Below are 23,663 nucleotides of genomic sequence, written 5' to 3' on the forward strand. Positions count from 1 at the left end.
CCGGGAGCCATCGAGGCATCCGGCGGGGGCTTATTCCTGGCCCTTCAGGCGCTCGCGTTGCCGCGCCGCGGAATCGCGGAGGGTGGCGATCAATTCCTGGGCCGGCATCGACAGCCGGCCCTCGCTGCGCGTCAGCAGCCCCACCGGCTCCTCGGTACCGCCGGTGGCCAGGGGCAGGCGAGTGAGCAGGCCCCGTTCCAGATCGTCGCGCACCGCTCCCGCCGAAATGAACCACACGTAATCGAAGCGCAGCGCCAGCAGCCGCGCCAGCGACACCGACAAGGTTTCCACCAGGCTCTCGGGCAGGCGCAGGCCGCGCGATTGCAGGAAGCTCTCGGTGTTGTGGCGCGGGGTCGTGCCCTTGGGCGAGACGATCAGCGGGTAGTCCAGGACCGCTTCGAGCGAGGGCGGGCCGTCGACCAGCAGCGGGTGGCCGGGTCGGGTCACCATGATCACCGGTTCGACGTAGAGCAGTTCGAAACTCAATCCGACCATCATTTCCGGATCGGCCATGCGGCCGATCGCCAAGTCGTACTCGCCGGCCTTGAGACTGGCCAGCAACGGGGCGTTGGCGGCGGTCTGCACCTGTACCGAGGTGTGCGGGCGGTTGGCGCGAAACTCGCCCAGCGCCAGCGGCAGCAGGTCGATCGCCACGGTGGGCAGGGCGCCGATACGCAGCAGGGTCGGCGACGGCGCGTCATGCTTGCGCACGGCGCGTCCTGCCGCGCCCAGGGTGTCGAGCACCGCGACCGCATGCACCAGAAACGCCTCGCCGTCTTCCGTCAGCGTGGCACCCAGCCGCCCGCGCTCGAACAGCCGGCTGCCGGCGATCTCTTCCAGTTCGGCCAGGGTCTTCGAGACCGCCGGCTGGCTCAGCATCAGGCGCGCCGCGGCACGCCCCAGGTTCTGCTCCTGGGCCACGGCGACGAAGCAATGCAGGTGGCGCAGCCGGATGCGGCTGGTGAAACGGTCATTTTCCATAGCCTGATGTTATGAAAGAAGCCGTGTCGTGGCAATTTCCATGAATTCCGATGCCGGTTTTCGAGGGTGGGCGGGTGCCATGGCTGCGTGGCCTTGATAAAAACTGAACGACGTATAAAAATAGATATCGTCTATATTTTTATGGGGTGTCGCCATGCCCGGCAACCTGTCCAACTCCGTCGTCCCGACGCCAGACGAACTGTCGGCGGCGCAAACCGGCCGGCGCGAACGCAAGCGCCAGCAACAACTCGACCATCTCGCCGACACCGCCTGGGCCTTGTTCGAGGCAGAAGGCTACGAAGCGGTGACCATGGAACGTATCGCCGAGGCCGCCGATGTCGCCAAGGGCACCTTGTACAAGCACTTCCCGGTCAAGGAGGCGCTGCTGCGCCATCGCTTTCACCGTGAATTGCGCGAGAGCCAGGCCGGGCTGGTGCCGGTGATCCAGGCCGAAGCGCCCGGCGCGGCCCGTCTGCGCCGGTTCTTCGCGCTGAGCGCCGAATGGTCGGAACGGCACCGCCGCTACCTGCTGCCCTACGTGCAATACCGCCTGGCCGAGCCGCGCCATCCGAACGATGACCGCCAACGCAGCGGTCTGGAGCGGATCTTCACGGCCTTGATCGCCGACGGCCAGGAGGCCGGCTGTTTCCGCCGTGACGTCAGCCCCACGGTGCTGGCGGTGTACCTCGAATTCCTCTATCTCGCCGCCCTGCTGCGCTGGCTGACCGAGGCGGCGTCCTCGCTGCCCGGCGAGTTCGAGAGCATGCTCGATGTCTTCTTCGGCGGCCTGGAGGTACGGGTATGACGGCGGCCATCATCCATGAAGCAGAGATCCTCGCGCTGGGCGCCACCGCAGTCGGCGGCAAGGCCTGGCAACTCGCGCAGTTGCGCCATTTCGGCCTGCCGGTACCGGATTTCGTCGCGATTCCGGCGCGCTGGAGCGAGGCGCGGCACGGCGCGTTTCCGGAGGAACTGGCGTCGCAGCTGGCCGCAACGTTGGCCGAACGGGGCTGGCTCGACCGCCCGCTCGCCGTGCGCTCGTCGGCGGTGGGCGAAGATTCGACGATGGCCTCGTTCGCCGGCATCTATCGCACTTGCCTCAATGTGTGCGGCCTGCCCGCGTTGCTGGCGGCGATCGCCGAGGTCTGGACGTCGCTCGACAGCGACACGGCATGCGCCTATCGCCAGGGTATCGGCCAGCGGCAGCCGGCGACGATGGCGGTGATCGTAATGCCGCTGCTCGCCGCCGAGGCATCCGGCATCGCGTTCACGTGCGACCCCGTCAGCGGCCGCGAGGATCGCCTGATCGTGCACGCCAACTGGGGACTGGGCGAGTCGCTGGTGGGGGGCGAGGCGGCGGGTGACGAATACGTTCTCGCCGAGGATACCAGCGACATCTGGCGCCTGATCGAGCGCCGCCAAGGCAGCAAGGCGACGATGAGCATGAGCGCGGCGGGCGGTGGCACGGTGCGCATCGCGGTCCCCGCGGGCAAGGCCTCGGCGGCCGTCTTCGATACCGCGCAAGCCGAAGCGCTGGCCGCCTTGCTGTGGGACGCCGCCGTCGCGCTCGACTTCGTCGCGCCTTTCTACGATCTCGAATGGGTCTGGGACGGCACGCGCTTCTGGCTGACCCAGGCGCGGCCGGTGACACGGCGGCCGCGTCGTACCTATGCCGCATTGCAAGGCCAGCCGTCGATCTGGACGCGCGGCAATACCCGCGAAATCATGCCCGAGCCGCTGCAGCCGATGGACTGGAGCTTCTCCCGGCGCGGCGTCAACCACCTGCTGGAGCAGGGCTGGAAGCTCGCCGGCTACCCGCTGTTGCCAGGCGTCCAGCGTGCCGGGCTGTTTCACGGCCGGCTCTACCTCGAAGCGGCCATCATGCAGTGGGAAGGCTGGGACGCCATCGGGTTGACCCCCGAGCATTTCAATACGCTGCTGGGCGGCCATCAGCCGGCGATCTCGGTGAATCCGCCCACGTTCGGCACACGGCTGCGACGCCTGGGGCGCATCCTGCGCTACGCCCTGGGGGCGCCGGCCGTACGCCGACGCGGTGAAGCGGCCATCGCCCGGGTGCGGACAAACGCCCGCCAGGCCCTGGGGCAGACGCCACCTTGTGATGCCGCGGGCTGGCGTGAACGGCTGCAGCAGCTGTGCCGGCCGGCGCGGGAGGAAGTCGATCTGCTGTTCCTGCAAGGGTCGGGGGGCGGCAGCCTCTCCCTGCTGGTCGAGACGCTGGAAAAAACCTTCCCTGGCGAAGGGGCGGCGCTGGGCGCCGCCCTGCTGGCGGGCGGCGAAGCCAGTGTCACGGCGCAGCAGGGCTACGCGTTGCTGGCACTGGCCCGCCTGGCGGCCCGCTGCGGCCACAGCCCGCAGGACCACCCCGAGTTTGCCCGCGCGTTTGCCGCCTTTCTCGACGAATACGGTCATCGCGGCCATTACGAGACCTATATCGGCTCGCCGCGCTGGCGCGAACAGCCCGAGACGATTCTCGAACAACTCCCGGCGCTGGCCCAAGTCGACGAGAAAGCGATAGCGGCGCGCCAGCAGGCCGCCGCCGACGCGGCCTGGCAACGCCTGCGCCAACAGGCGCCGTGGTGGAAGACGGTGTTCATCAAGGGGCTGGTCAAGGCCGCCAATCGCGAATCCAACCAGCGCGAGGCGGCGCGCAGCGCCCTGATCGCCAGTCTCGACGCGGTGCGCCACGCCTGGTTGGGCGCCGCCGCCTGGATGCAGTCGCAGGGCTGGCTGCAGACGGCGGAGGATGTTTTCTGGCTGCTGCCTTGCGAAGCCGAGCGCGCCGCCATGAGCGGGCAGACCCCTGCCGCCGGCCTGCAGGCGCGCATCGCGGCGCGGCAGGCGTTGTTCCGCCAGTGGCAGGCAGAAGAGGCGCCGGAGTTCCTGTTGGTCGAAGCGACCGGTACGACGCTGCCTGCCAAGGCTTCGCCGTCGGGAGTCGGCAACGGCAGCCATCGCTGGCGTGGCGTCGCCACCGGCACGGGGCGGGTGCAGGGCAGGGTACGCATTTTGCGCCACCCCTCCGACGGCGGGCGCCTGCAGGCCGGCGAGATTCTCGTCGCGCCATCGACCGATCCCGGCTGGACGCCGCTCTTCCTGAGGGCGGGCGGACTGGTGGTCGAAACCGGCGGCTATCTCTCGCATGGCGCCATCGTCGCCCGCGAATTCGCCCTGCCGGCCGTGGTCAACCTGCCAGGCATCCTCGATGCCCTGCAGGATGGCGACGAGATCGAAGTCGACGGCCTGAGCGGCGAGGTGCGCCACCTGGGCCGGAATACGATGGAAAGGTCGGCGGGCCAGGCGACGTAGCCGGGGGCGGGCCCGTCGCGCCAGGCGTTTCAGGGGGGCGCGTGACGCGTTCGGCCAACCGGATCTTGCAAAAAAGAAGGGGCCGCTGAGCGGCCCCTGAACAACTCGAGGGAGAAACGCAAGTGAGGAGGATCAGACGTCGAAGAACACCGTTTCGTTGTCGCCCTGGATGCGCACGTCGAAGCGGTACACCACGTCACCGTCGCGCTCTTCGCGCTGGGCGATCAGCGTCTTGCGGCGCACTTCCCATTCGATCAGGTTGAGCACCGGGTCCTTGGCGTTGGCTTCGGCTTCATCCGAGAAGTAGATGCGGGTGTTGAGGCCGATGTTGATGCCGCGCGCCACGATCCACAGGTTGATGTGTGGGGCCATGGTGCGGCCGTGGCGGCCCTCGACGGCACCCGGCTTGATGGTTTCGAAGGTATAGAGGCCGCTTTCGAAGTCGGAGCAGGCGCGGCCCCAGCCGCGGAAGCTGTCGTCGAGCGGCTTGTCCTGCGTATCGGCCGGGTGGTTGTAGCGGCCATCGACGTTGGCCTGCCAGATTTCCAGCAGCACGTCGCGCAGCGGCGTGCCGGAGCCGTCGATCACCCTGCCTTCGATGCGGATGCGCTCGCCGCGGGTAGCGGGGGTGGTCAGCACGTTGGAGAAATTGTTCTCGAAGATGTCGAAACCGGCGGCGTGCGGCGCCAGGCCGATGTGCACGTATGGGCCGGCGGTCTGGGAGGCGGTTTCTTTCAGGTAGTTGAACTGGTTGACCATCATTTCGCCCCCTGGATGCGGTTTTCAAACAAGGTGGCACGGCGGCCACGCAGCACGATGTCGAAGCGGTACGCCATGCTGTCGAGCTGCACGAAGGCATTGCGGTCGAGCGGGGCGATCAGAGTGCGCACGGCTTCTTCGTTGTTGATGGAACGCACGATCGGGCAGGTGGCGATCAGCGGGTCGCCCTCGAAGTACATCTGGGTGATCAGGCGCTGGGCGAAGCCGTCGCCCGACAGCGAGAAGTGGATGTGCGCCGGACGCCAGTCGTTGACGCGGTTGCGCCACGGGTACGGGCCGGGCTTGATGGTGCGGAAGAAGTAGTAGCCGTTGTCGTCGGTCAGCACGCGGCCACAGCCGCCGAAGTTGGGGTCGATCGGCGCCAGGTACTGGTCCTTCTTGTGGCGGTAGCGACCGCCGGCGTTGGCTTGCCACACTTCCACCAGGGAGTTCTTGACCGGGCGGCCGTTCTCGTCGCGCACGAAGCCATGCACGATGATGCGCTCGCCGATCGGCAGGCCGTCCTTGGCATAGTTCAGGATCAGGTCGTTGTCGAGCGGCCCCAGTTCGTCCTGGCGGAACACCGGGCCGGTGATTTCCGACAGCGAGTTCTGCAGCGAAATCAGGGCGTTCTTGGGCGAACGCAGAATGCTGGTCTTGTAGTCGGGCGCGTAAGCGGGCGGGTGCACGCTGCGGTCGCGCTGGTAGAACTCGCCGTACTGATCGCTAGAGCGGTTCATGCATGTCTCCTTGGTAGGTGCCACTATCTTTGGGTGGGGCTGGTACTGCGTGTTGCCTCACCCTGTTGCCTGATCTTGCGAGTGCTTGATGTGCAGCAAGGTCGGTAGGGAGAGTTTATGTAAGAAACAATGTTATGGATAATGAGTTATTGTCGAATTATCCATAACCTTTAATTATGGTTTTGTGGCGCCGTGGCGACGCGCTGCCATCGCCGGCTTATCGGCTGTGGCGCGCAGAGTGACATGCCATCCTGGCTGGTGCGGCGGGTGGGCTGAGCGGGCGGGCCGGGGTCAGGCTGCGAGCGTGGCGTGCCACGAGCTGTCGAACTGCTCGACCGGGATCGGCCGGCTGACGAAGTAGCCCTGGGCGATGTCGCAACCCAGCGTCGCCAGCCGGTTCCAGATGTCGCGGTTTTCCACGCCTTCGGCCACCACGTGTAGCCCGAGGTTGTGCCCCAGGTCGATGGTCGAGCGTACGATCGTGTCCGACTCCTGGTCGGCGATCATCGCGCCGACGAACGACTGGTCGATCTTGATGGTGTCGGCCGGCAGCCGCTGCAGGTAGCTCAGGCTGGAATAGCCGGTGCCGAAGTCGTCCACCGCCAGTTGCACCCCGAGCGCCTTGAGCTGATTGAGCGTGGCCAGCGCGCCGCCGGGGTCGTCCATCAGGGCGCTTTCGGTCAGTTCGAATTGCAGGTGGGCGGGGTCGATGCCCCAGGTGAGGAACAGGCCGCGGATGCGCTCGGCCAGGCGCGGGTCGAGCAGGTCGCGCGCCGACAGGTTGACCGCCAGCGGGCTGGGGCGCCCGGCCTGTTCCAGTGTGTAGATATGCCGGAAGGCCGCTTCCAGTATCCAATGGGTGAGCGAGGTGATCATGCCGGCCTGCTCTGCCAGCTTGATGAAGAGGTCGGGTTCGACCAGCCCGCGCTCGGGGTGCTGCCAGCGCACCAGCGCTTCGGCGCCGCACAGCTTGCCGGTGTCGAACTGAATCTTGGGCTGGCAGTAGAGGCGAAGCTCGTCATGCTCGATGGCATGATGCAATTCGGCGATCAGCGAGACGTGGCGGGTGCATTCCTTGTCGAGACTGCCGTTGAAGATGGTGTAGTTCACCGCCGAGCGCAACGCCTGGCGCGACGCCATGGTGGCGCGCCGCATCAGCGCGTCCGGCTCCTGGCCGTGCCCCGGAAACAGCGAGAGTCCGATACGCAACCGGGCATCGACCTGGACGCCGGCCACGGTGAGCGGCTCGTCGAACTGGCGCAACAACCGCACCGCCTCTTGCGAGGCGCGCTCGGCGTCGGTGTTGGGCTGCAGGATGGCGAACTCGTTGTCGCTCACGCGCCCGAGGAAATAGCCCTGGTCGATCTGCGGCTGCAGGCGGGCGGCCACCTGCAGCAAGAGTTCGTTGGCTTGCTGGTAGCCCAGTACGTCGTTGATTTCCCTGAACTGGGTGACGTTGAGAATGCCCACCGTGAACGGTCGGAAAGGAGGGCTCGAGGAAGCAATCATGCGCCCGAGCTGATCGAGAAACAGGGTACGGTTGGGCAGTCCGGTGAGCTGGTCGTAATACGCCATGCGGTGCATGGCCGCTTCGACTTCCTGGTGGCGCACCCGGCTGCGCAGGGCGCTGATGCCGTAGGCGACGTCTTCGGCCAACTCGCTGAGCACGCGCAGCTCTTCCTCACCGAAAGCGTTGTACTCGCTGGAGACGATGCTCAGGTTGCCGCCGATCTCGCCGTCGATCACCAGCGGATAGGCGCTCACCGCGGCGTAGCCACGCCGTTTTTGCTCCTCGAACAGTTTGGCCAGGGCGGGGTCGTGCAGGACGTCGTGGCCGACCTGCGGCGTGCCGGTGCGGATGGCGAGGCCGGATGGCGTGGCGCTCTGCTCGGACCAGGTCAGGTCGAGCAACTGCAGGAAGCCTTCTTCGACACCGGCGTGCGCCATCGGGCGGATGGTCTGGTGCTCGTCGTGCTCGATGTAGCCGATCCAGGCCATGCGGTAGCCGCCTTGCTCGACGATGGCGTTGCACATGTCCTGCAGCAAGGTTTGCTCGTCCGGCGCCCGCGCCAGCGCCCGGTTACCCGCGCTCAGGGTGCGCAGCGCGCGGTACAGGCGGGCGTAGTCGTCCGGGGTGACGCAGCTGGCCCCGATGGCGCCGTTTTCCGTGACCTTGGATCTTGCCATGATCTTTGCCTCCAACCGTACTTTTCAGTATAGGTCGGGACGGGAAAACGGCTTTGTACGGGGCTGGGAGGAGCAGGGCGAGCGTACGACGGCATGCCTCGCCGTTCGATAGCTAGGCTTTCTTCACGAACTCGGATTTCAACTGCATGGCGCCGATGCCGTCGATCTTGCAGTCGATATCATGATCGCCTTCGATCAAGCGGATGTTCTTGACCTTGGTGCCGACCTTCACTACGAGCGAAGAGCCCTTGACCTTCAGGTCCTTGATCACGGTAACCGTGTCGCCGTCTTGCAGCACATTGCCGTTGGCATCGTGTATGACGCGTGTTTCGTTTGTGCTTTCTTCTGCTGCGTCTTTGGCCCACTCATGTGCGCATTCCGGACAGACATAAAGACTGCCATCCTCGTAGGTGTATTCCGAATTGCATTGGGGGCATTTGGGCAAACTGCTCATGTGGCATCCTGCTTCTGAGGTCAAGGGTGAAAGTAAAGAAGACGGACGACCGATCAGCTACGGCGCCCGCCTGCTTGTGAGGAATGAGGAAATTTCAGTGAAAACCCGGTCGCGCCCGAGTGTTACTACCGAATTTTACTAAACGGTGACAAAAAAGGCACGCTGCCAGAGGGGATTCTCTAACAAGCTAGCCTCTCCGGGTTGGTGCCGGCGGCTTCGTGGCTACGCCGGAGCGGCCGCGATTGAGCGCCGTGGACAGGGCGGGAGTTGAACTCCTGTCGCTTGACACCCTGTCGGACGGCGGCGCCACCGTCCCCATTCGTGGGGTGCTCAGCGCTCCAGCACGTAGCTGCCGGGGGCCGGCGCCAGCTCGGGAAACTCCTTCGTCGAAGTGGGCGGGGCGTCGATCAGCGCTCCGGCTTTCGGCTTGAGCCATGCCATCCAGTCTTCCCACCAACTGCCCGGGTGCTCCTCGGCGCGCTGGCGCCAATGCTCGGGGCGGTCGGAGCGGTGCGCGATGTCGGCCCAGTAGCGGCGTTTGGGCGGGGTGACCGGAGGGTTGACGATGCCGGCGATGTGGCCGGAGCTCGACAGGATGAAGCGCTTCTCGCCGATGCCGTGGTTGATGATCTTGAAGGTCTGGTCCCACGGCGTGATGTGGTCGTCCTCGGCGGACACCACGTACAGCGGCTGGTCGATCGCGGCGAGGTCGAGCATCTCGCCGGCTACCGTCAGCGCGTTGGGCACGATCAGCCGGTTGTTGAGGTAGAGCTCGGTCAGGTACCAGGCGTGCATGGCCTTCGGCATGCGCGTGGTGTCCATGTTCCAGTACAGCACGTCGAAGGCGGGCAGCGTTTCGCCGTACAGCCAGCCATGCACCACGTAGTGCCAGATCAGGCTGTTGGTGCGCAGCAGGCGGAACGCCGCGGCCATGTCCTTGCCGTCGAGGAAGCCCTGCTGTTCCATCCGCGTGCACAGGTGACGCACGCTGGTGTCGTCGATGAAGACCTCGATGTCGCCCGGTTTGTGGAAGTCGATCAGCGTGGTGAGCAAGGTGGCGTCGGCCACGGGCGTGGCGTCCGCGCCATAGTGCCGGTTGGCCCAGGCCAGGTACATCGCCAGCGCGGTGCCGCCGATGCAGTAGCCGACGGCGTGGACCTTGGCGCTGCCGCTGAACTGGCGGGCCAGTTGCACGATGGTGTCGACGCCCTCGGTGAGGTAGTCGTCGAAGCGCACCTCGCTCATCGAGGCGTCCGGGTTCTTCCAGCTGGTGATGAAAACGTCCAGCCCCTGATCGAGCAGGAAGCGGATCATGCTGTTTTTCGGAGTGAGGTCGAGCACGTAGAACTTGTTGATCCACGGCGTGACGATCACCACCGGCTCGGCGTGTACCTGCGCCTGGCGCGGGGCGTAGTGAATCACCTCGAGCAGGCGGTTGCGGTACACCACGGCACCGGGTGTGGTGGCGAGATTGACGCCGACCGCGAAATCCTCCGGGTCGGTCATGCGCACGCTGCCGGCCCGGGCATCGGCGAGGAAGTTCTGGAATCCCTGCACCAGGCTCTCGCCACGGCTCTCCAGCGCCTTGCGCAGTGCCACCGGGTTGCTCCACAGGTAGTTGGTGGGGGCGGCCGTATTCAGCCAGTTGCGCCACCAGAAGGCGGCGCGGCGGCGTTCCTTGTCCGCGAGGCCGGGGGTGTCGTAGAGCATGTCCTGGGTGTGGTGGGTGTAGACCAGATACCACTCCTTGACCAGATCCCACGCCGGCGAGTCGGACCAGATCGGGTCGGCGAAGCGGTCGTCGTCGGCCTTGGCCGGGATCGGATCGGCGTCCGCCAAGCCGAGCTGGCGCTGCCAGCTGTGCCGCTGCAGCTGCCACAGGTCGGATGACAGCCGGGTCAGGCGCGCGGTCAGCTCCTGCGGGTGCAGCAGCCAGCCGAGCTGCGCCTGGATGATCGGGGTGGCGATGCCGAGCGGGTCGATGGTGCCGGCGGTTCCGTCCATCCGCGCTTCCGACGCGTGCGGGGCGGGTGGCTCGTCGTCCGCTGGCATGGCTGGCGGGCGACCCGGTTGGGGCGATGCGCCGGCGGAAGAACGCGGTGTGGTCATGATCGTTACCCTTAAGAGCCGGTTCAAGGTCTGTTCCCGCCGCAACAAGACCGTGGACAGGCTCTTGGTCCAGGTCTGAGGTGCGACGCCGTGCCCGGGGCATGCGGCTGCCCGCCGGCTGACGACGCCGTGCTCCTGCGTCGGCACCGGGTGTGTGCGGTGCGCGGTGTGATGCGAGAGTGAAGTTAATTAAAGAACCTTAAACTGGCTAATTCAATCTGCGAACGCGCCGCCGCCGCACCGGCCCCCATCCCGTCATGACCACCGCGACGGTCATGTCTGTGGCACCTGTCGCAATCCGGCCGTAGCAATGCGACAGCTGTCGCAGCCTTCTTTCCCCTTTTTCTCGATTTCCCTCCTTGAAATCGACGCCGGCGCTGCGTGCCGGATGTCGCTCGGACTAGTTATTTTCCTGTAACCATCTGATTTTTAATCGAATAAATGGATTTTCGCGCCGCTGGCTGGCCGTCGCGGCGGAGCTGGCACCGTTCTTGCCATTAAGGGACCAGGAGCTCGGTGTCCGTGACAGTCGCGCAGTGCATCGACGAGAGGCTCCGGCAACACGTTCGCAAAGGAGGACGAGAGACATGGAAACGACATCAGACCGCCTGCTCTGGATGTACCGGACGATGGTGGAGATTCGCGAATACGAAGAGACCATGGCCAAGGTCTATCTGGAGGGCAAACTGCCGCCCAAGATCCAGAAGGGTCTGGCCTTCGACATCGGCGCCGGACCGGTGCCAGGGGAGATGCACCTGGCGGCGGGGCAGGAACCGGTGGCGGTGGGGGTGTGCGCCCACTTGCGCGACGAGGACAGCGTGGTCGGCGCACATCGTCCGCATCATTTCGCCATCGCCAAGGGGGTGCCGCTGAACGAGATGACCGCCGAGATGTTCGGCAAGGTCACCGGGCTCGGGCGTGGCAAGGGCGGGCATATGCATCTGTTCGATCCGGCGCACAAGTTCAGCTGCAGCGGCATCGTCGGCGCCGGCGCGCCGCAGGCCTGCGGCGCGGCGCTGGCGGCCAAGAAGCTCGGCAAGGACTGGGTGGCGATCGCCTTCTTCGGCGAGGGCGCGGCCAACCAGGGGGCCTTCCACGAGGCCTTGAACCTGGCGGCGCTGTGGAAGCTGCCGGTGGTGTTCGTGTGCGAGGACAACAAGTACGGCATCTCGGTAGAGAAGGGCGATTCGACCGCCATCGCCAGCAATGCCGACCGCGCCGCCGGCTACGGCATGCCGGGCGTGCTGGTGGAGAGAAACGACGCGCTGGCGGTGTTCGAGGCGGCCGGTGTGGCCATCGACCGCGCCCGCCGCGGCGAGGGGCCGACGCTGATCGAGGTCAAGACCGACCGCTACTACGGCCATTTCCAGGGCGACCCGGAAACCTACCGTCCCAAGGGCGAGGTGAAGGCGCTGCGCGAACACGACCCGATCCCGGCGCTGGGTGCCGTGCTGCGCGAGCAGGGCTTGCTCGACGACGCGCGCGACGCCGAGCTGCGCGAGGCAATCCGGTCCAAGGTGCAGGCGGCGTTCGACTTCGCCCGCCACAGCCCCTACCCGGACGTGGCCGAAGCCCATCAGCACGTATTTGTCGATTAAGTCAGCGCACAGCGAGGAGAGAGAGCATGACTACGCAACAGAAAACCCGCACGCTGACCATGGCGCAGGCCATTTCCGAGGCCATCGGCCAGGAGATGGAGCGCGACGAGCGCGTGTTCGTGATGGGCGAGGACGTCGGCAAATACGGCGGCATCTTCAGTGCCACCACCGGCCTCTACGAGCGTTTCGGCAAGGAACGCATCATGGACACGCCGATTTCCGAGACCGCCTTCATGGGCGCGGCGATCGGCGCCGCCGCCGAGGGGCTGCGCCCCATCGCCGAGCTGATGTTCGTCGACTTCTTCGGTGTCTGTTTCGACCAGATCTACAACCATCTCGCCAAGAACACTTACATGGCGGGCGGCAACCTCACGCTGCCGGCGGTGGTGATGACCGGCATCGGCGGCGGCTACAACGATGCTGCGCAGCACTCGCAGTGCCTCTACGCCAGCTTCGCCCACATGCCGGGCATGAAGGTGGTGGTGCCGTCCAACGCCTACGACGCCAAGGGCCTGATGATCCAGGCGATCCGCGACGACAACCCGGTGGTGTACTGCTACCACAAGGGCATCATGGGCCTGTCGTGGATGTCCTACTTCGAGGGCAGCACCAACGAAGTGCCCGAAGAAGCCTACGCCATCCCCTTCGGCAAGGCGCGCGTGGTGCGCGAAGGCACGGATGTCACCATCGTCACCCTGAGCCAGATGGTGCAGAAGGCGGTGCTGGCGGCCGACACGTTGGCCGAAGAAGGCATCAGCGCCGAAATCATCGATCTGAGAACCATCGTCCCGCTCGACACCGAGACGGTGCTCGCCTCGGTCGCCAAGACCGGGCGCCTTTTGGTGGCCGACGAGGACTACCTGCACTTCGGCCTCTCCGGCGAGATCGCCGCGCTGGTGGCCGAGCACCTCGATAGCGTTCGTCTGAAGGCACCGGTGCGCCGCCTCGCGGTCGACGCCGTGCCGATCCCGTTCAGCCGCCCGCTCGAACAGCACGTCATCCCGCAGGTCGACGGCATCGTCGCCGCGGTCAAGGCGCAACTGGCTACCCCCATCGGACTGTGAAAGGAAACACAACATGATCGACATCATTCTGGACGACGCGGCCTGGGCCGACGTGGAAGACGGCACCGAGGCGCTGGTGGACGAATGGACCGTGGCGGTGGGCGAGCGCGTCGCCGCCGGCCAGGTGCTGGGCACCGTGGAGCTGGTCAAGACCAGCCACGAGCTGATGGCACCGGTGGATGCCACCGTGGCGGCGATCAAGGTGGCGGCTCAGGAGACCTTTCCGCGCGGCGCGGTGCTGATCGTGCTGGAGGACTAGGCCATGTCCACCGCTGTAGAGACGGCGCACGCGGAAGTGAAGCGCATCCCGCTCACCGGCCTGCGCGGCGCCATCGCCCGCAACATGAGCCAGGGCTGGCAGGCGCCGCGCGTGGCGATGTGGGCCGAGGTCGACGTCACCGCCTGCCAGCTCAAACGCGCCCGCCTGATGACCGAGCACCCCGGCTTCAAGGTGACACTCACCGCCTTCGTGCTGCGCGCCCTGGCGCTGACCTTGCGCGAGCATCCGCACCTCAACGCGCTGATGCGCGACAAGGAGGTCGAGCTGGTCGACGACATCAACCTCGCGCTGGCGGTGAGCGTGCCCGGCGGGCTGATGGCGCCGGTGATCCGCCAGGCCGACAACCTGTCGGTGCTGGAGCTGGCCGCCGAGTCACGCCGGCTGGCCGAGGGGGCGCGCAACGGCAGCCTTGGCGCCGGCGTGTTCCAGCGCGGCACCTTCACTGTCACCAATCTCGGCATGACCGACATCGACGGCTTCTCGCCGGTGATCAATCCGCCGCAGGTCGCCATCCTCGGTGTCAGCCGGGTGATCGACAAGCCGGTGGTGCGTCACGGCGCCATCGTGCCGGCACCGCTGATGGGGTTGAGCCTGGTGTTCGACCACCGCGCCGTGGACGGCTACCCGGCGGCGCTGTTCCTGGGCGACCTCAAGCGCCGCCTGGAAAGCGCCGAGGAGCTCTAGCCATGGACGCGCCGCTCACCTTGGACATCATCTCGGCCGAGGAGGAGCAGGCCTGGAACCGGCGCCACCTGGCCGAGCCGGTGACGGCGCCGGCCATCCGCTTCTGGGGCTACCGCGAGCCGGCGCTGGTGCTGGGCTGCTCGCAGCGCCGGCTGGTGTCGCCCGAGACGGTGCGCGAGCGTGCCGGACTCGATCTTGCCGCGCGCGATGCCGGCGGCGGTGCGGTGTTGGTCGGGCCGGGGATGCTGAGCGCCTCGATCCTGCTGCCGCTCGGGCACCGCTACGCGCAGCAGCCACCGGCGCTGAGCTACCACTGGCTGGGCGAAGCCTACCGCGCGGCGCTGGCAGAAGTCGGCATCACCAGCGCGGTACTGACCCCCGAGACGGCGCGCCACTTGCAGCGCGAGGCCGACCCGGATATCGGCTGGGCCTGCTACGGCGGATTCTCGCCCGGCGAGGTGGTGGTGGGGCGGCGCAAGCTGGTGGGGCTCGCCCAGGTGCGGCGGCGCACCGGCGTGCTGTTCGTCGCCGGCCTGCTGTTTGGCCGGACCGACTGGGCCCTGCTGTGCCGTGCCTTCGGGCGGCCGCCAGACGAGGCGCAACGGCTGGCCGACGGCAACACCTGCTGCGTGGACGAGGCCGGCGAGACGCTGTCGCCGCTGGCTTTGCTGTGCTCTTTGCAGCAGCGGCTGTGGGCGAGCCTGGGGGACCCGTCCGGGCCGACCTGAAGTGCGAGTGCAAGGGTAGTGCAAGCAACAGTGGGCGTCGCCGACGCCTGCCAAATCAAAGGAGGGACAGCATGTCTTTGTTGAAAGATCCGGAGTCGAAACAGTCCAGACCGTCCGCTGCCGGCCTTCCCGGCATGCGCGGATTGCAGCATATCGGCATCACGGTGCCGAACCTGCAGGAGGCGGTGGATTTCTTCGTCGAGGTGCTCGGGTGCGAGCCGTACTTCACGTTTGGCCCGTTCAAATTCGACGACGACTGGATGACGCGGCACCTCAACGTTCATCCCCGTGCCGAAATCCGGGATTTCCAGATGGTTCGCTGCGGCAACGGCACCAATCTGGAAATCTTCGAATACGCCGCGCCGGACCAAAACACCAGGCTGCCCCGCAACAGCGATGTCGGCGGCCATCATCTGGCCTTTTATGTCGACGATATGGCCGAAGCGGTGGCCTATCTCAAGTCACGCCATGTCACGGTACTGGACGAGCCCAGCACGTTTACCGACGGCCCCGCCGCCGGACTGACCTGGGTCTATTTTCTCGCCCCCTGGGGATTGCAACTGGAGTTGGTGAGTTTTCCGGTCGGTATGGGATACGAGCGGGACCAGTCGCGCCTGCTGTGGGACCCCCGGTTTCCGGAAAGATGACAGCTCGTCCAGGCATTGGGTGATGGTGGGGTATTGGGCGCTTGTCGGGGCGCCTTTTTTTACTGCAGGTGGAAAAAGGAGCAGGCCATGGGATCGTTCAGCATCATGCATTGGGTCGTTGCCTTGCTGGTCATCGTGTTGATATTCGGAACCAAAAAATTGCGCCATGTCGGCGAGGATTTGGGCGGGGCCGTACGGGGGTTCAAGAAGGGCATGGCGGAGGAAGATAACGAGGGTGAAAAAGGCGGCAAATGAAAAACGGGTCGCCCTGAAAAAGGAGGGTGATTGGCTCGTCCGCGCGCCCGGGTGGCCGTGGACGAGCATCATGATTTAGAACAGATTTACTTCGGCTGCGGGCTGACGATTATCTTCACGTTCCGGTCCTTATTGGCGACCAGTTCCTTGAAGCCCTTTTCGACAATCTCCTCGAGATGAATCCTGCCGGTAATCAGCGGGGTGACATCGAAACGGCCATCGCTGATCAGGTCGATGACATGGGCAAATTCGCCGGCGTAGGCGAGGGAGCCAATCACCTGTTTCTCGGTCGCGACCAGATCAAAGAAATTGAACGCGCCCGGCTCTTCGAAAATGCCGACCAGTATCGCCTTACCGCCCTTGCGGATCACCTCGACCGCGAGCGGTCCGGTGGTCTTGTGCCCGATACATTCGAAAGAAATATCGGCTCCGTAGCCGTCCGTCATTTCCTTGATGACAGCCACGGCGTCGCATTGCGAGGTATCGAGTACCTGCGTGGCGCCCACTTCCAGCGCCTTGCGCTTGCGGGCATCGGCCATTTCTAGGGTAATGATCTTGCTGGCGCCCGCCGCCCGGGCCGCCATGATGGTACACAAGCCGATGGTGCCGGCGCCGATCACCACCACCGTCTTGCCGACCAGCGAGCCGGCCTGCTTGACGGCATGGACCCCCACGGCCAAAGGCTCGATCAGCGCCCCCGCTTCGGGCGGGAAGTGCTCCGGCAAGGGATACAACAGGTTGGCCGGCACGTTCACGTATTGGGCGAAGGCGCCATTGGTCATCAGCCCGGTAAACGCCAGGCTTTCGCATAAATTGTATTGGCCGTGCTGGCAATAATGACATTGGCCGCAATGCTGGCAGGCGTCGGCCGCCACCCGTTGTCCTGTCCTGAAACCGCTGACGCCGCTGCCAAGCTCGGTAATCTCGCCGCAAAATTCATGGCCAAGAATGCACTGGCCCTTATGGCCGGTCAGCGGATGCGGCGTGTCGACCGGGATGAAAATCGGCCCGGCCAGATATTCGTGCAGATCGGAACCACATATGCCGCACCATTCGACCCGGATCTGGACGTGGCCAGGGCCGGGGGGGAGCGGAAGGGGAACATCGCTGACGCGAATATCGTTTTTACCGTGCCACACCGCTGCACGCATGGTCGGTGTCGATTCAGGATGATTCATGATTGTCTCCTCGGTTTAGTTTGAACGGCCTCTGCATTAAGGCAGGTTGGCCGAAGAGGCTTTATGCAATCCATATGCCAGAATCGAGCAGACATAAATCAGCACTCACTTGAGCCAGTTAATCCATTCAAAACCTGTATAGGGCGTGTGTCGCTCTATTGATTCATTTTGTCTCCTGAGTCATTTCACCTGTTACACCTGTCGCATCGAGCTACTGAATAAGCAACAGGTGTCGCTTCCTATTCGGCGGGCTTTGCCATATCAACCTCGCTTCAAACTGCCTGTGCGCCCGATTGATGGGGTTTCGTTGTGTAATCCATTGAAATTCATCACGTTTTCGGCGTCGGCAAGGCGAATGTAAAAACTGGCACCGATTTTGCTGATTGGACAGGGCTTCCGGCTAATTCCGATAAGGCGAGGAGTATTCCCCGCCCCTATTGCCCGGCGCCCATCAAGCGCGGCTGAAGCGAGGAGGGCACCGCTAAAAAAGACGGTGCCGTCAAGACAGGCTGGTTCAGCCTGATTTGGAGATTGGGAGAGACAAAGATGACAACATCGATTGGCGAAACCGGCTTGAGCCGGCGCAGCTTCCTCAAGGGCAGCGGACTGGCCGCGCTCGGCGTCACCCTGGTGCCGCTGTCGGCGCTGCTGGCCAGCCCGAATGCCATGGCGGCCAAGCCGTTCAAGACGCTGAGCCCGGCGGCGGCCAAAACCCTGGAGAGAATGGCACGGGATATCTTCCCGCACGACAAGCTCGCCGACCCGTACTACCGCCAAGCCATCGCGCCGCTGGATGCCGAGGCCGGCAAAAATGCGGCGACCGCCAGCTTGCTGGCCGACGGGGTGAGCGCGCTGGATGCCGCCGCACGCCAGCGTTATGGACGCCCCTACACCGCGGTCGCCAAGGAAGAAGATCGCGTGGCACTGCTCAAGGCGATCGAATCCGGCCCCTTCTTCCAGAAGGTGCGCGGCAACCTGGTGACCGGGCTCTACAACAACAAGGCGCTGTGGCCGCAGTTCGGCTACGAAGGTTCGTCCTGGGAGAAGGGCGGCTACCTGCATCGCGGTTTCGACGACATCGACTGGCTGTAAGCGGCCACGAGCACAAGCCGGCGTTCACGGATGACCGGCAAGCTGAGGAGACAGAAGCAATGGCAACGCAATTCCGTTTGGACGATGACCAAGTGGTAGTGATCGTTGGCTCCGGTGCCGGCGGCGGCACACTCGCCAACGAACTGGCGCAAAAGGGCGTCAAGTGCGTGGTGCTGGAGGCGGGCAAGCACTACCAGCCCGACGATTTCGAGAACGACGAGTGGGCGATGTTCAACAAGATTTCCTGGCTCGACAAGCGCATCTCGGCGGGCGGCTGGCATCACACCAAGACCTACCCCAATCTGCCCGCCTGGATCGTCAAGGGCGTGGGCGGCTCCACCATCCATTGGGCCGGCCTCGCGCTACGCTTTTTGCCGCACGACTTTCGCAATAAGTCGACCTACGGCCACGTCGACGGCGCCAACCTGCTCGACTGGCCGATCGGCTACGACGACCTCGAACCCTATTACTTCCGCGCCGAGAAGAAGATGGGCGTGGCCGGCAGCGCAGCCAGCGGCCTGCCGCTGCTGCCCGAGAATAACCACTACAAGGTGATCGCCGCCGGGGCGCGCAAGGTCGGCTACAAGCAGATCGTGCGGCCGATGGCGATCAACTCGCAGGCGTACGATGGCCGCCCCGGCTGCCAGCAGCTCGGCTTCTGCATGCAGGGCTGCAAGATGACTGCCAAGTGGTCGACGCTCTACACCGAAATCCCCAAGGCGCTCGAGACCGGCCGGGTCGAGTTGCGCCCGCAGAGCATGGTGCTGAAGATCGAGCACGACAAGACTGGCAAGGTCAGCGGCGTGGTCTACGTCGACCAGCATGGCCGCACACAGCGCCAGGCGGCACGCGTGGTCTGCGTGGCCGGCAACTCGATCGAATCGCCGCGCCTGCTGCTCAACTCGGCGTCATCGATGTTCCCGGACGGGCTCGCCAACTCCTCGGGCCAGGTTGGCCGAAACTACCTCACCCACACCACTGCCGCCGCCGTGGCCATCCACAAGAAGCCGGTGCACATGTACCGCGGCACCGCGCTGGCGGCGGTGATCTCGGATGAGGCCGACCCCAACCCGGATCGCGGCTTCTTCGGCGGTTATCACCTCGAAGGGCTGGCGCTCGGCCTGCCGTACACCGCCGCCTTCATGAAGCCCGGCGGCTGGGGGCGTGACGTTACCTCGGCGCTGGAGATGTACGACCACATGAGCTGCGTCTGGGTATGCGGCGAGGACTTCGCGCAGGAGCAGAACGGCGTCACCCTGCACCCCACCGAGAAAGACCAGTACGGCCTGCCGGTGCCCATCGTCAGCAAGACCGACCACGCCAACGATGCCGCCATCCGCCGGCACGGCCTGGCGCAGTTCCGCAAGGTGTCCGAGGCGGTCGGCGCCACCCGCGTCATCGACATGCCGCCGTACCCGGCCAGCCACAACATGGGCACCAACCGCATGAGCGCCAAGGCGCGCGACGGCGTGGTCAACAAGTGGGGCCAGGCGCACGACATCAAGAACCTGTTCATCTCCGACGGCAGCCAGTTCACCTCCAGCTCGGCGGCCAACCCGACGCTCACCATCGTCGCGCTGGCCATCCGCCAGGCCGAGTACATCGCGGGCGCGATGCAGAGAAAGGAGCTCTGATCACTCCCACCACGTAGGACATCCTCCCCTTTGTCGTGGTGTTTGGGCGCCTGCTGGGGCGCCCTTTTTTTCCCCGTCACGATACTGAGCCGGGGCGGCATCCAGCGGGGCTGCTCGGGGAGGGGTGAGGATGGCTATACTGCAAGACGTGGCCGGCGCACGACGCGGGCGGCAGCAAAATAAAGAACCCCGGGGCGGCACAGCCCAGGCGCGTTGCGCGCACGATCACGGGGTATCCATGGAGGAGAACAGATGGCGAACCTTTCCGAGCGCCAGCACATCGAGCGCGTGCTGGCGGTCGCCACGCACGATAGCGGACTGAGCCAGGATTCATCGGCGTACGACCTGATCAAGCGCTCCTGGTCGCGCTGCGTGCACGACTACGGCCTCGACCCGGCCGCCCGCCGCCGCGCGCGCATCCTGACTGCGCACGAACTGCGCGATCACCGCGAACAGGCCGAAGACTTCCTGCACGTCGCCCGCGCCGGCATGGAACAGCTCTACAAACGCGTCTCGTCGCTGGGCTACGTGCTGCTGCTGACCGACGCCCAGGGCGTCACCATCGACTACATCGGCAACGACGCGCTGGAAACGGACCTGAAAAAAGCCGGGCTCTACCTCGGCGCGGACTGGAACGAAGAGCACGCCGGCACCTGTGCCGTCGGCACCTGCATCGTCGAGCAGGCGCCGCTGACCTGCCACCGCGAAGATCACTTCGACGCCACCCACATCGCCCTGAGCTGCAATTCCGCACCGCTGTTCCAGCCCGACGGCGAATTCATGGGCGTGCTCGACGTCTCCATGCTCGCCTCGCCGCAGGCGCGCGAGAGCCAGCACCTCGCCTTGCACCTGACCCTGCTCTACGCGCAACTGATCGAGGACGCCAACTTCCTGCGCCACTTCGCCAATCGCTGGATCCTGCGCCTGGGCACGGCGGCGGCGCTGGTCGACGTCTGCGGCGAGCTGATGCTGGCCTTCGATGCCGACGGCGTCGTGGTCGGGGCCAACTCCGGCGCCCGCCAGCGGCTGGGTCGGATGCAGGCCAACGATGCCGGTGCCGGCCTGCTCGGCCATCTCCTGACCGACATCTTCCGCTGCAGCATGGACGACATCCGTCGGCTCGCGAGCACGCCGGCCATGGGCGACGCCGCGCTCCTGGCCACTTTCGACCACGACCTCTTCCACGCCTCGGTCACGCCGCCGCGCATTGCCCCGCGGCCGGCCGTCTCCGCCACTCCGCGCGAGAGCGTACCGTTGCCCGCCTGTCCCGCGCTCGACCGGCTGGCCGGCGATGACCGCCAGATGCAGCGCATCCTGGAACAGTCCAAGCGCCTGGTGAACAAGGGCGTCAACATCCTCATCCACGGCGAGACCGGCACCGGCAAGGAAGTGTTCGCCAAGGCCCTGCACGAATCGAGCGAGCGCGCTGCCCGCCCGTTCATCGCCGTCAACTGCGCCGCCATTCCCGATTCGCTGATCGAAAGCGAGCTGTTCGGCTACGCCCCCGGCACCTTTACCGGGGCGCGCAACAAGGGCATGAAGGGCCTGATCCAGCAGTCCGACCGCGGCACGCTGTTCCTCGACGAAATCGGCGACATGCCGCTGCACCTGCAGACGCGCCTGTTGCGCGTGCTGTCCGAGCGCGAAGTGCTGCCGCTGGGGGCCGACAAGCCGGTGCGGGTGGAACTGACCGTGATCGCCGCCTCGCACCGCGACCTACGCAAGCTGATCGCCGGCGGGCAATTCCGCGAGGATCTCTATTACCGGCTGTGTGGCGCGACGCTGTTCCTGCCGCCGCTGCGCGAACGCCAGGACAAGCGCTACCTGATCGAACGCCTCTTTGCCGAGGAGGCGGCCCAGAGCGGGCAATCTCCCGTCCTCGCCGAAGCGGCGCTGACCTGCCTGATAGACTACCCGTGGCCGGGCAACGTGCGGCAGCTGCGCAATGTGCTGCGTTTTGCGCTGGCGCTGTCGGACGGTGTCAGCGTCGAACTCGGCGACCTGCCGCACGAACTGGTGGAGGGACGGCCGCCGCTGGAGGAAACCTTGATCCTGCCAGAGGCCGAAAGGGAAGAGGGCCTCCCGGCGGCTCTGGACGAAGCCGGGCTGCTGCTGGCGGCGCTCAGGCGCAACAAGTGGAACGTCACCGCGGCGGCGGCCGAACTGGGCATCTGCCGCGCCACGGTATACCGCCACATGAAGAAGTTCAGCATTGTCTCGCCGCTCGACCTGTAGCCGGCGTGAAAGGCGAGCAGGGCCCTACTGGAACGCCACCTCCGCAAAGCTGCGCAGCTTGCGGCTGTGCAGCTGATCGACACCCTGTTCGCGCAGCAGCTCCATCGCCCGGATGCCGATGCGCAGATGCTGATCGACGCGTTCCCGGTAGAACTGATCGGCCATTCCCGGCAGCTTGATCTCGCCGTGCAAGGGTTTGTCGCTCACGCACAGCAAGGTGCCGTAGGGCACCCGGAAACGAAAGCCGTTGCCGGCGATGGTGGCGCTTTCCATGTCCAGCGCCACGGCGCGGCTCTGGCTGAAGCGGCGTTGCGGCGCATTCTCCGGCAGCAGCTCCCAGTTGCGGTTGTCGGTACTGGCCACCGTGCCGGTGCGCATGATGCGCTTGAGTTCGGACCCCTGGATCTGCGTGATGTCGGACACCGCGGCGGCCAGCGCCAGCTGGATTTCCGCCAGGGCGGGAATCGGCACCCAGAGCGGTAGGTCCTGGTCGAGCACGTGATCGTCCCGCACGTAACCGTGCGCCAGCACGTAGTCGCCGAGCTGCTGCGTCTGGCGCAGACCGGCGCAGTGGCCCAGCATGACCCAGGCGTGCGGGCGCAGCACGGCAATGTGGTCGGTGATGGTTTTGGCATTGGCCGGGCCGACGCCGATATTCACCATGGTGATGCCGCTGCGGTCGCCGCGCATCAGGTGATAGGCCGGCATCTGCGGCAGGCGCGGCGGCGCCTTGCCCAGCTCGTCGCCGGCTTCGGCCGCCATCCCCACGCGGCGCGTGATCACGTTGCCGGGCTCGACGAAGGCGGTGTAGTCGCTGGCGGGGTCGGCCATGCATTCGTGGCCGAGACGGATGAATTCGTCGATGTAGAACTGGTAGTTGGTGAACAGCACGAAGTTCTGGAAGTGCTCGGGCAAGGTGCCGGTGTAATGCCGCAGGCGATGCAGCGAATAGTCGACGCGCGGCGCGGTGAACAGCGCCAGCGGCCGTGGCTCGCCGCCACGCGGTTCGTAGGTACCGTTGGCGATGCCATCGTCCATCGCCGTGAGGTCGGGCAGATCGAACAGGTCCCGCATCAGCAGTCGGCGCTCGGGGCTCAGGCTGCCTTCGAGGTGATCGCTCTCCGCAAACGAGAAATGCACCGGGATCGGCTGTGCGCTACTGCCGACCTCCAGCGCCACCCCGTGGTTTTGCAGCAGCAAGGTGAATTGCTCGAGGTAATACTCCTCGAACAGGTCCGGGCGGGTCAGCGTGGTGTCGAAGCGGCCCGGACCGGCAACAAAGCCGTAGCTCCGGCGCGCACCCTCCATGGGCTTCAGCCGCGACACGGTATCGGTCTGGATGCGGACGAAGGGATAGCAGGCCCGCACATGGCCCGGCAGGTCTTCGCCGGCGACAAAGCGCTGCATCGTCCCGCGCAAGTGGGCAAGGCTGTTCTGGTAAATGTGGCGAACCTGGGCCAGCGCGGCGGCAGGATCATCGAAACGGCTGGGCGGGATGAACGTGGGTAAATAAGGCATGGCGCCAGTCTCCAGGAGACGTGTTCAGTGCAGTACTGCTCCGTCCCGGGGGCCGGGTGGAGCGGGGAAGGGAGCCCGCGCGTTGCCGTCATGAGGCCTGTTCGCCCCGGGGCAGAGCGATGCTTTCGATGTGGATTATTGGGCAAAGCCCTTGCTGCGACAACTGCCGGTGGTGGCATAACGCGCCGCGGGA

General features: G+C 65.6%; 20 protein-coding genes. 12 read left to right on the top strand and 8 right to left on the bottom strand.

Annotated elements, in window-relative coordinates; translation table 11 throughout:
* Positions 1 to 30 precede the first annotated feature (30 nt).
* Positions 31 to 981, bottom strand: coding sequence for a LysR substrate-binding domain-containing protein (locus B9N72_RS06175; RefSeq protein WP_085275560.1), 951 nt, complete (start codon positions 979 to 981; stop codon positions 31 to 33).
* A 154-nt stretch (positions 982 to 1,135) separates the two neighbouring features.
* Between B9N72_RS06175 and B9N72_RS06180 the strand changes: the two genes are divergently transcribed.
* Together B9N72_RS06180 and B9N72_RS06185 are read left to right on the top strand one after the other, a co-directional pair.
* Positions 1,136 to 1,786 (top strand): TetR/AcrR family transcriptional regulator, encoded by a 651-nt coding sequence (locus tag B9N72_RS06180; protein ID WP_085275561.1) that lies wholly within the window; start codon positions 1,136 to 1,138, stop codon positions 1,784 to 1,786.
* Positions 1,783 to 4,308, top strand: a complete 2,526-nt coding sequence (locus tag B9N72_RS06185) for a PEP/pyruvate-binding domain-containing protein (RefSeq protein ID WP_085275562.1) — start codon at positions 1,783 to 1,785, stop codon at positions 4,306 to 4,308. Before B9N72_RS06180 ends, B9N72_RS06185 begins: the two co-directional genes overlap by 4 nt.
* 132 nt (positions 4,309 to 4,440) lie before the next feature.
* On the opposite strand, the gene pcaG is transcribed toward B9N72_RS06185, so the two are convergent.
* From pcaG to B9N72_RS06210, 5 genes are all read right to left on the bottom strand, one after another.
* Positions 4,441 to 5,070, bottom strand: a complete 630-nt coding sequence (pcaG, locus tag B9N72_RS06190; protein ID WP_085275563.1) for a protocatechuate 3,4-dioxygenase subunit alpha — start codon at positions 5,068 to 5,070, stop codon at positions 4,441 to 4,443.
* The gene (gene pcaH, locus B9N72_RS06195) at positions 5,067 to 5,807 is read right to left on the bottom strand and encodes a protocatechuate 3,4-dioxygenase subunit beta (protein ID WP_085275564.1); all 741 of its coding nucleotides are present in this window, start codon (positions 5,805 to 5,807) and stop codon (positions 5,067 to 5,069) included. Before pcaH ends, pcaG begins: the two co-directional genes overlap by 4 nt.
* A 291-nt stretch (positions 5,808 to 6,098) precedes the next feature.
* Positions 6,099 to 7,994, bottom strand: coding sequence for a putative bifunctional diguanylate cyclase/phosphodiesterase (locus B9N72_RS06200; protein ID WP_085275565.1), 1,896 nt, complete (start codon positions 7,992 to 7,994; stop codon positions 6,099 to 6,101).
* Positions 7,995 to 8,106: 112 nt separating this feature from the next.
* Positions 8,107 to 8,448, bottom strand: a complete 342-nt coding sequence (locus B9N72_RS06205) for a zinc ribbon domain-containing protein YjdM (protein ID WP_085275566.1) — start codon at positions 8,446 to 8,448, stop codon at positions 8,107 to 8,109.
* Between the two features lie 330 nt (positions 8,449 to 8,778).
* Positions 8,779 to 10,452, bottom strand: coding sequence for a PHA/PHB synthase family protein (locus tag B9N72_RS06210; protein ID WP_085275567.1), 1,674 nt, complete (start codon positions 10,450 to 10,452; stop codon positions 8,779 to 8,781).
* A 692-nt stretch (positions 10,453 to 11,144) separates the two neighbouring features.
* On the opposite strand from B9N72_RS06210, the gene B9N72_RS06220 reads away from it, so the two are divergent.
* The 7 genes from B9N72_RS06220 to tatA all read left to right on the top strand — a co-directional run bounded on the left by B9N72_RS06220 (position 11,145) and on the right by tatA (position 15,813).
* The gene (locus B9N72_RS06220) at positions 11,145 to 12,155 is read left to right on the top strand and encodes a thiamine pyrophosphate-dependent dehydrogenase E1 component subunit alpha (protein ID WP_085275569.1); all 1,011 of its coding nucleotides are present in this window, start codon (positions 11,145 to 11,147) and stop codon (positions 12,153 to 12,155) included.
* Between the two features lie 26 nt (positions 12,156 to 12,181).
* Positions 12,182 to 13,219 (top strand): alpha-ketoacid dehydrogenase subunit beta, encoded by a 1,038-nt coding sequence (locus B9N72_RS06225; RefSeq protein WP_085275570.1) that lies wholly within the window; start codon positions 12,182 to 12,184, stop codon positions 13,217 to 13,219.
* Between the two features lie 13 nt (positions 13,220 to 13,232).
* Positions 13,233 to 13,478: a biotin/lipoyl-containing protein gene (locus tag B9N72_RS06230; protein WP_085275571.1), complete on the top strand. Its 246-nt coding sequence runs from the start codon at positions 13,233 to 13,235 to the stop codon at positions 13,476 to 13,478.
* A gap of 3 nt (positions 13,479 to 13,481) precedes the next feature.
* A complete protein-coding gene (locus B9N72_RS06235; RefSeq protein WP_085275572.1) occupies positions 13,482 to 14,183 on the top strand; it encodes a dihydrolipoamide acetyltransferase family protein in 702 nt (233 codons plus the stop codon).
* Between the two features lie 2 nt (positions 14,184 to 14,185).
* A complete protein-coding gene (locus tag B9N72_RS06240) occupies positions 14,186 to 14,911 on the top strand; it encodes a lipoate--protein ligase family protein (protein WP_085275573.1) in 726 nt (241 codons plus the stop codon).
* 71 nt (positions 14,912 to 14,982) lie between these two features.
* Positions 14,983 to 15,558, top strand: a complete 576-nt coding sequence (locus B9N72_RS06245; protein ID WP_085275574.1) for a VOC family protein — start codon at positions 14,983 to 14,985, stop codon at positions 15,556 to 15,558.
* A gap of 87 nt (positions 15,559 to 15,645) precedes the next feature.
* Complete coding sequence (gene tatA, locus B9N72_RS06250) at positions 15,646 to 15,813, top strand: Sec-independent protein translocase subunit TatA (protein WP_085275575.1); 168 nt, start codon at positions 15,646 to 15,648, stop codon at positions 15,811 to 15,813.
* 86 nt (positions 15,814 to 15,899) lie between these two features.
* Here tatA and B9N72_RS06255 read toward each other — a convergent pair whose 3' ends face one another.
* Complete coding sequence (locus tag B9N72_RS06255; protein WP_085275576.1) at positions 15,900 to 16,991, bottom strand: 2,3-butanediol dehydrogenase; 1,092 nt, start codon at positions 16,989 to 16,991, stop codon at positions 15,900 to 15,902.
* 546 nt (positions 16,992 to 17,537) lie between these two features.
* Here B9N72_RS06255 and B9N72_RS06260 point away from each other — a divergent pair.
* The 3 genes from B9N72_RS06260 (at position 17,538) to B9N72_RS06270 (ending at position 21,952) form a co-directional block, all read left to right on the top strand.
* Positions 17,538 to 18,083 (top strand): gluconate 2-dehydrogenase subunit 3 family protein, encoded by a 546-nt coding sequence (locus B9N72_RS06260; RefSeq protein ID WP_085275577.1) that lies wholly within the window; start codon positions 17,538 to 17,540, stop codon positions 18,081 to 18,083.
* Positions 18,084 to 18,142: 59 nt separating this feature from the next.
* Positions 18,143 to 19,717, top strand: a complete 1,575-nt coding sequence (locus tag B9N72_RS06265; protein ID WP_085275578.1) for a GMC family oxidoreductase — start codon at positions 18,143 to 18,145, stop codon at positions 19,715 to 19,717.
* A gap of 252 nt (positions 19,718 to 19,969) precedes the next feature.
* Entirely contained in the window at positions 19,970 to 21,952 is a 1,983-nt protein-coding gene (locus B9N72_RS06270; protein ID WP_085275579.1) for a sigma-54-dependent Fis family transcriptional regulator, read from the top strand.
* 24 nt (positions 21,953 to 21,976) lie between these two features.
* Here the strand turns inward: B9N72_RS06270 and B9N72_RS06275 are convergent, their stop codons facing one another.
* On the bottom strand, positions 21,977 to 23,470 hold the full coding sequence (locus B9N72_RS06275; protein ID WP_085275580.1) for an AMP nucleosidase: 1,494 nt from the start codon (positions 23,468 to 23,470) through the stop codon (positions 21,977 to 21,979).
* Positions 23,471 to 23,663: the final 193 nt, after the last annotated feature.

Origin of the sequence: Pseudogulbenkiania subflava DSM 22618 (assembly GCF_900177275.1) — a bacterium.
In the GTDB taxonomy this organism is placed as follows: domain Bacteria; phylum Pseudomonadota; class Gammaproteobacteria; order Burkholderiales; family Chromobacteriaceae; genus Pseudogulbenkiania; species Pseudogulbenkiania subflava.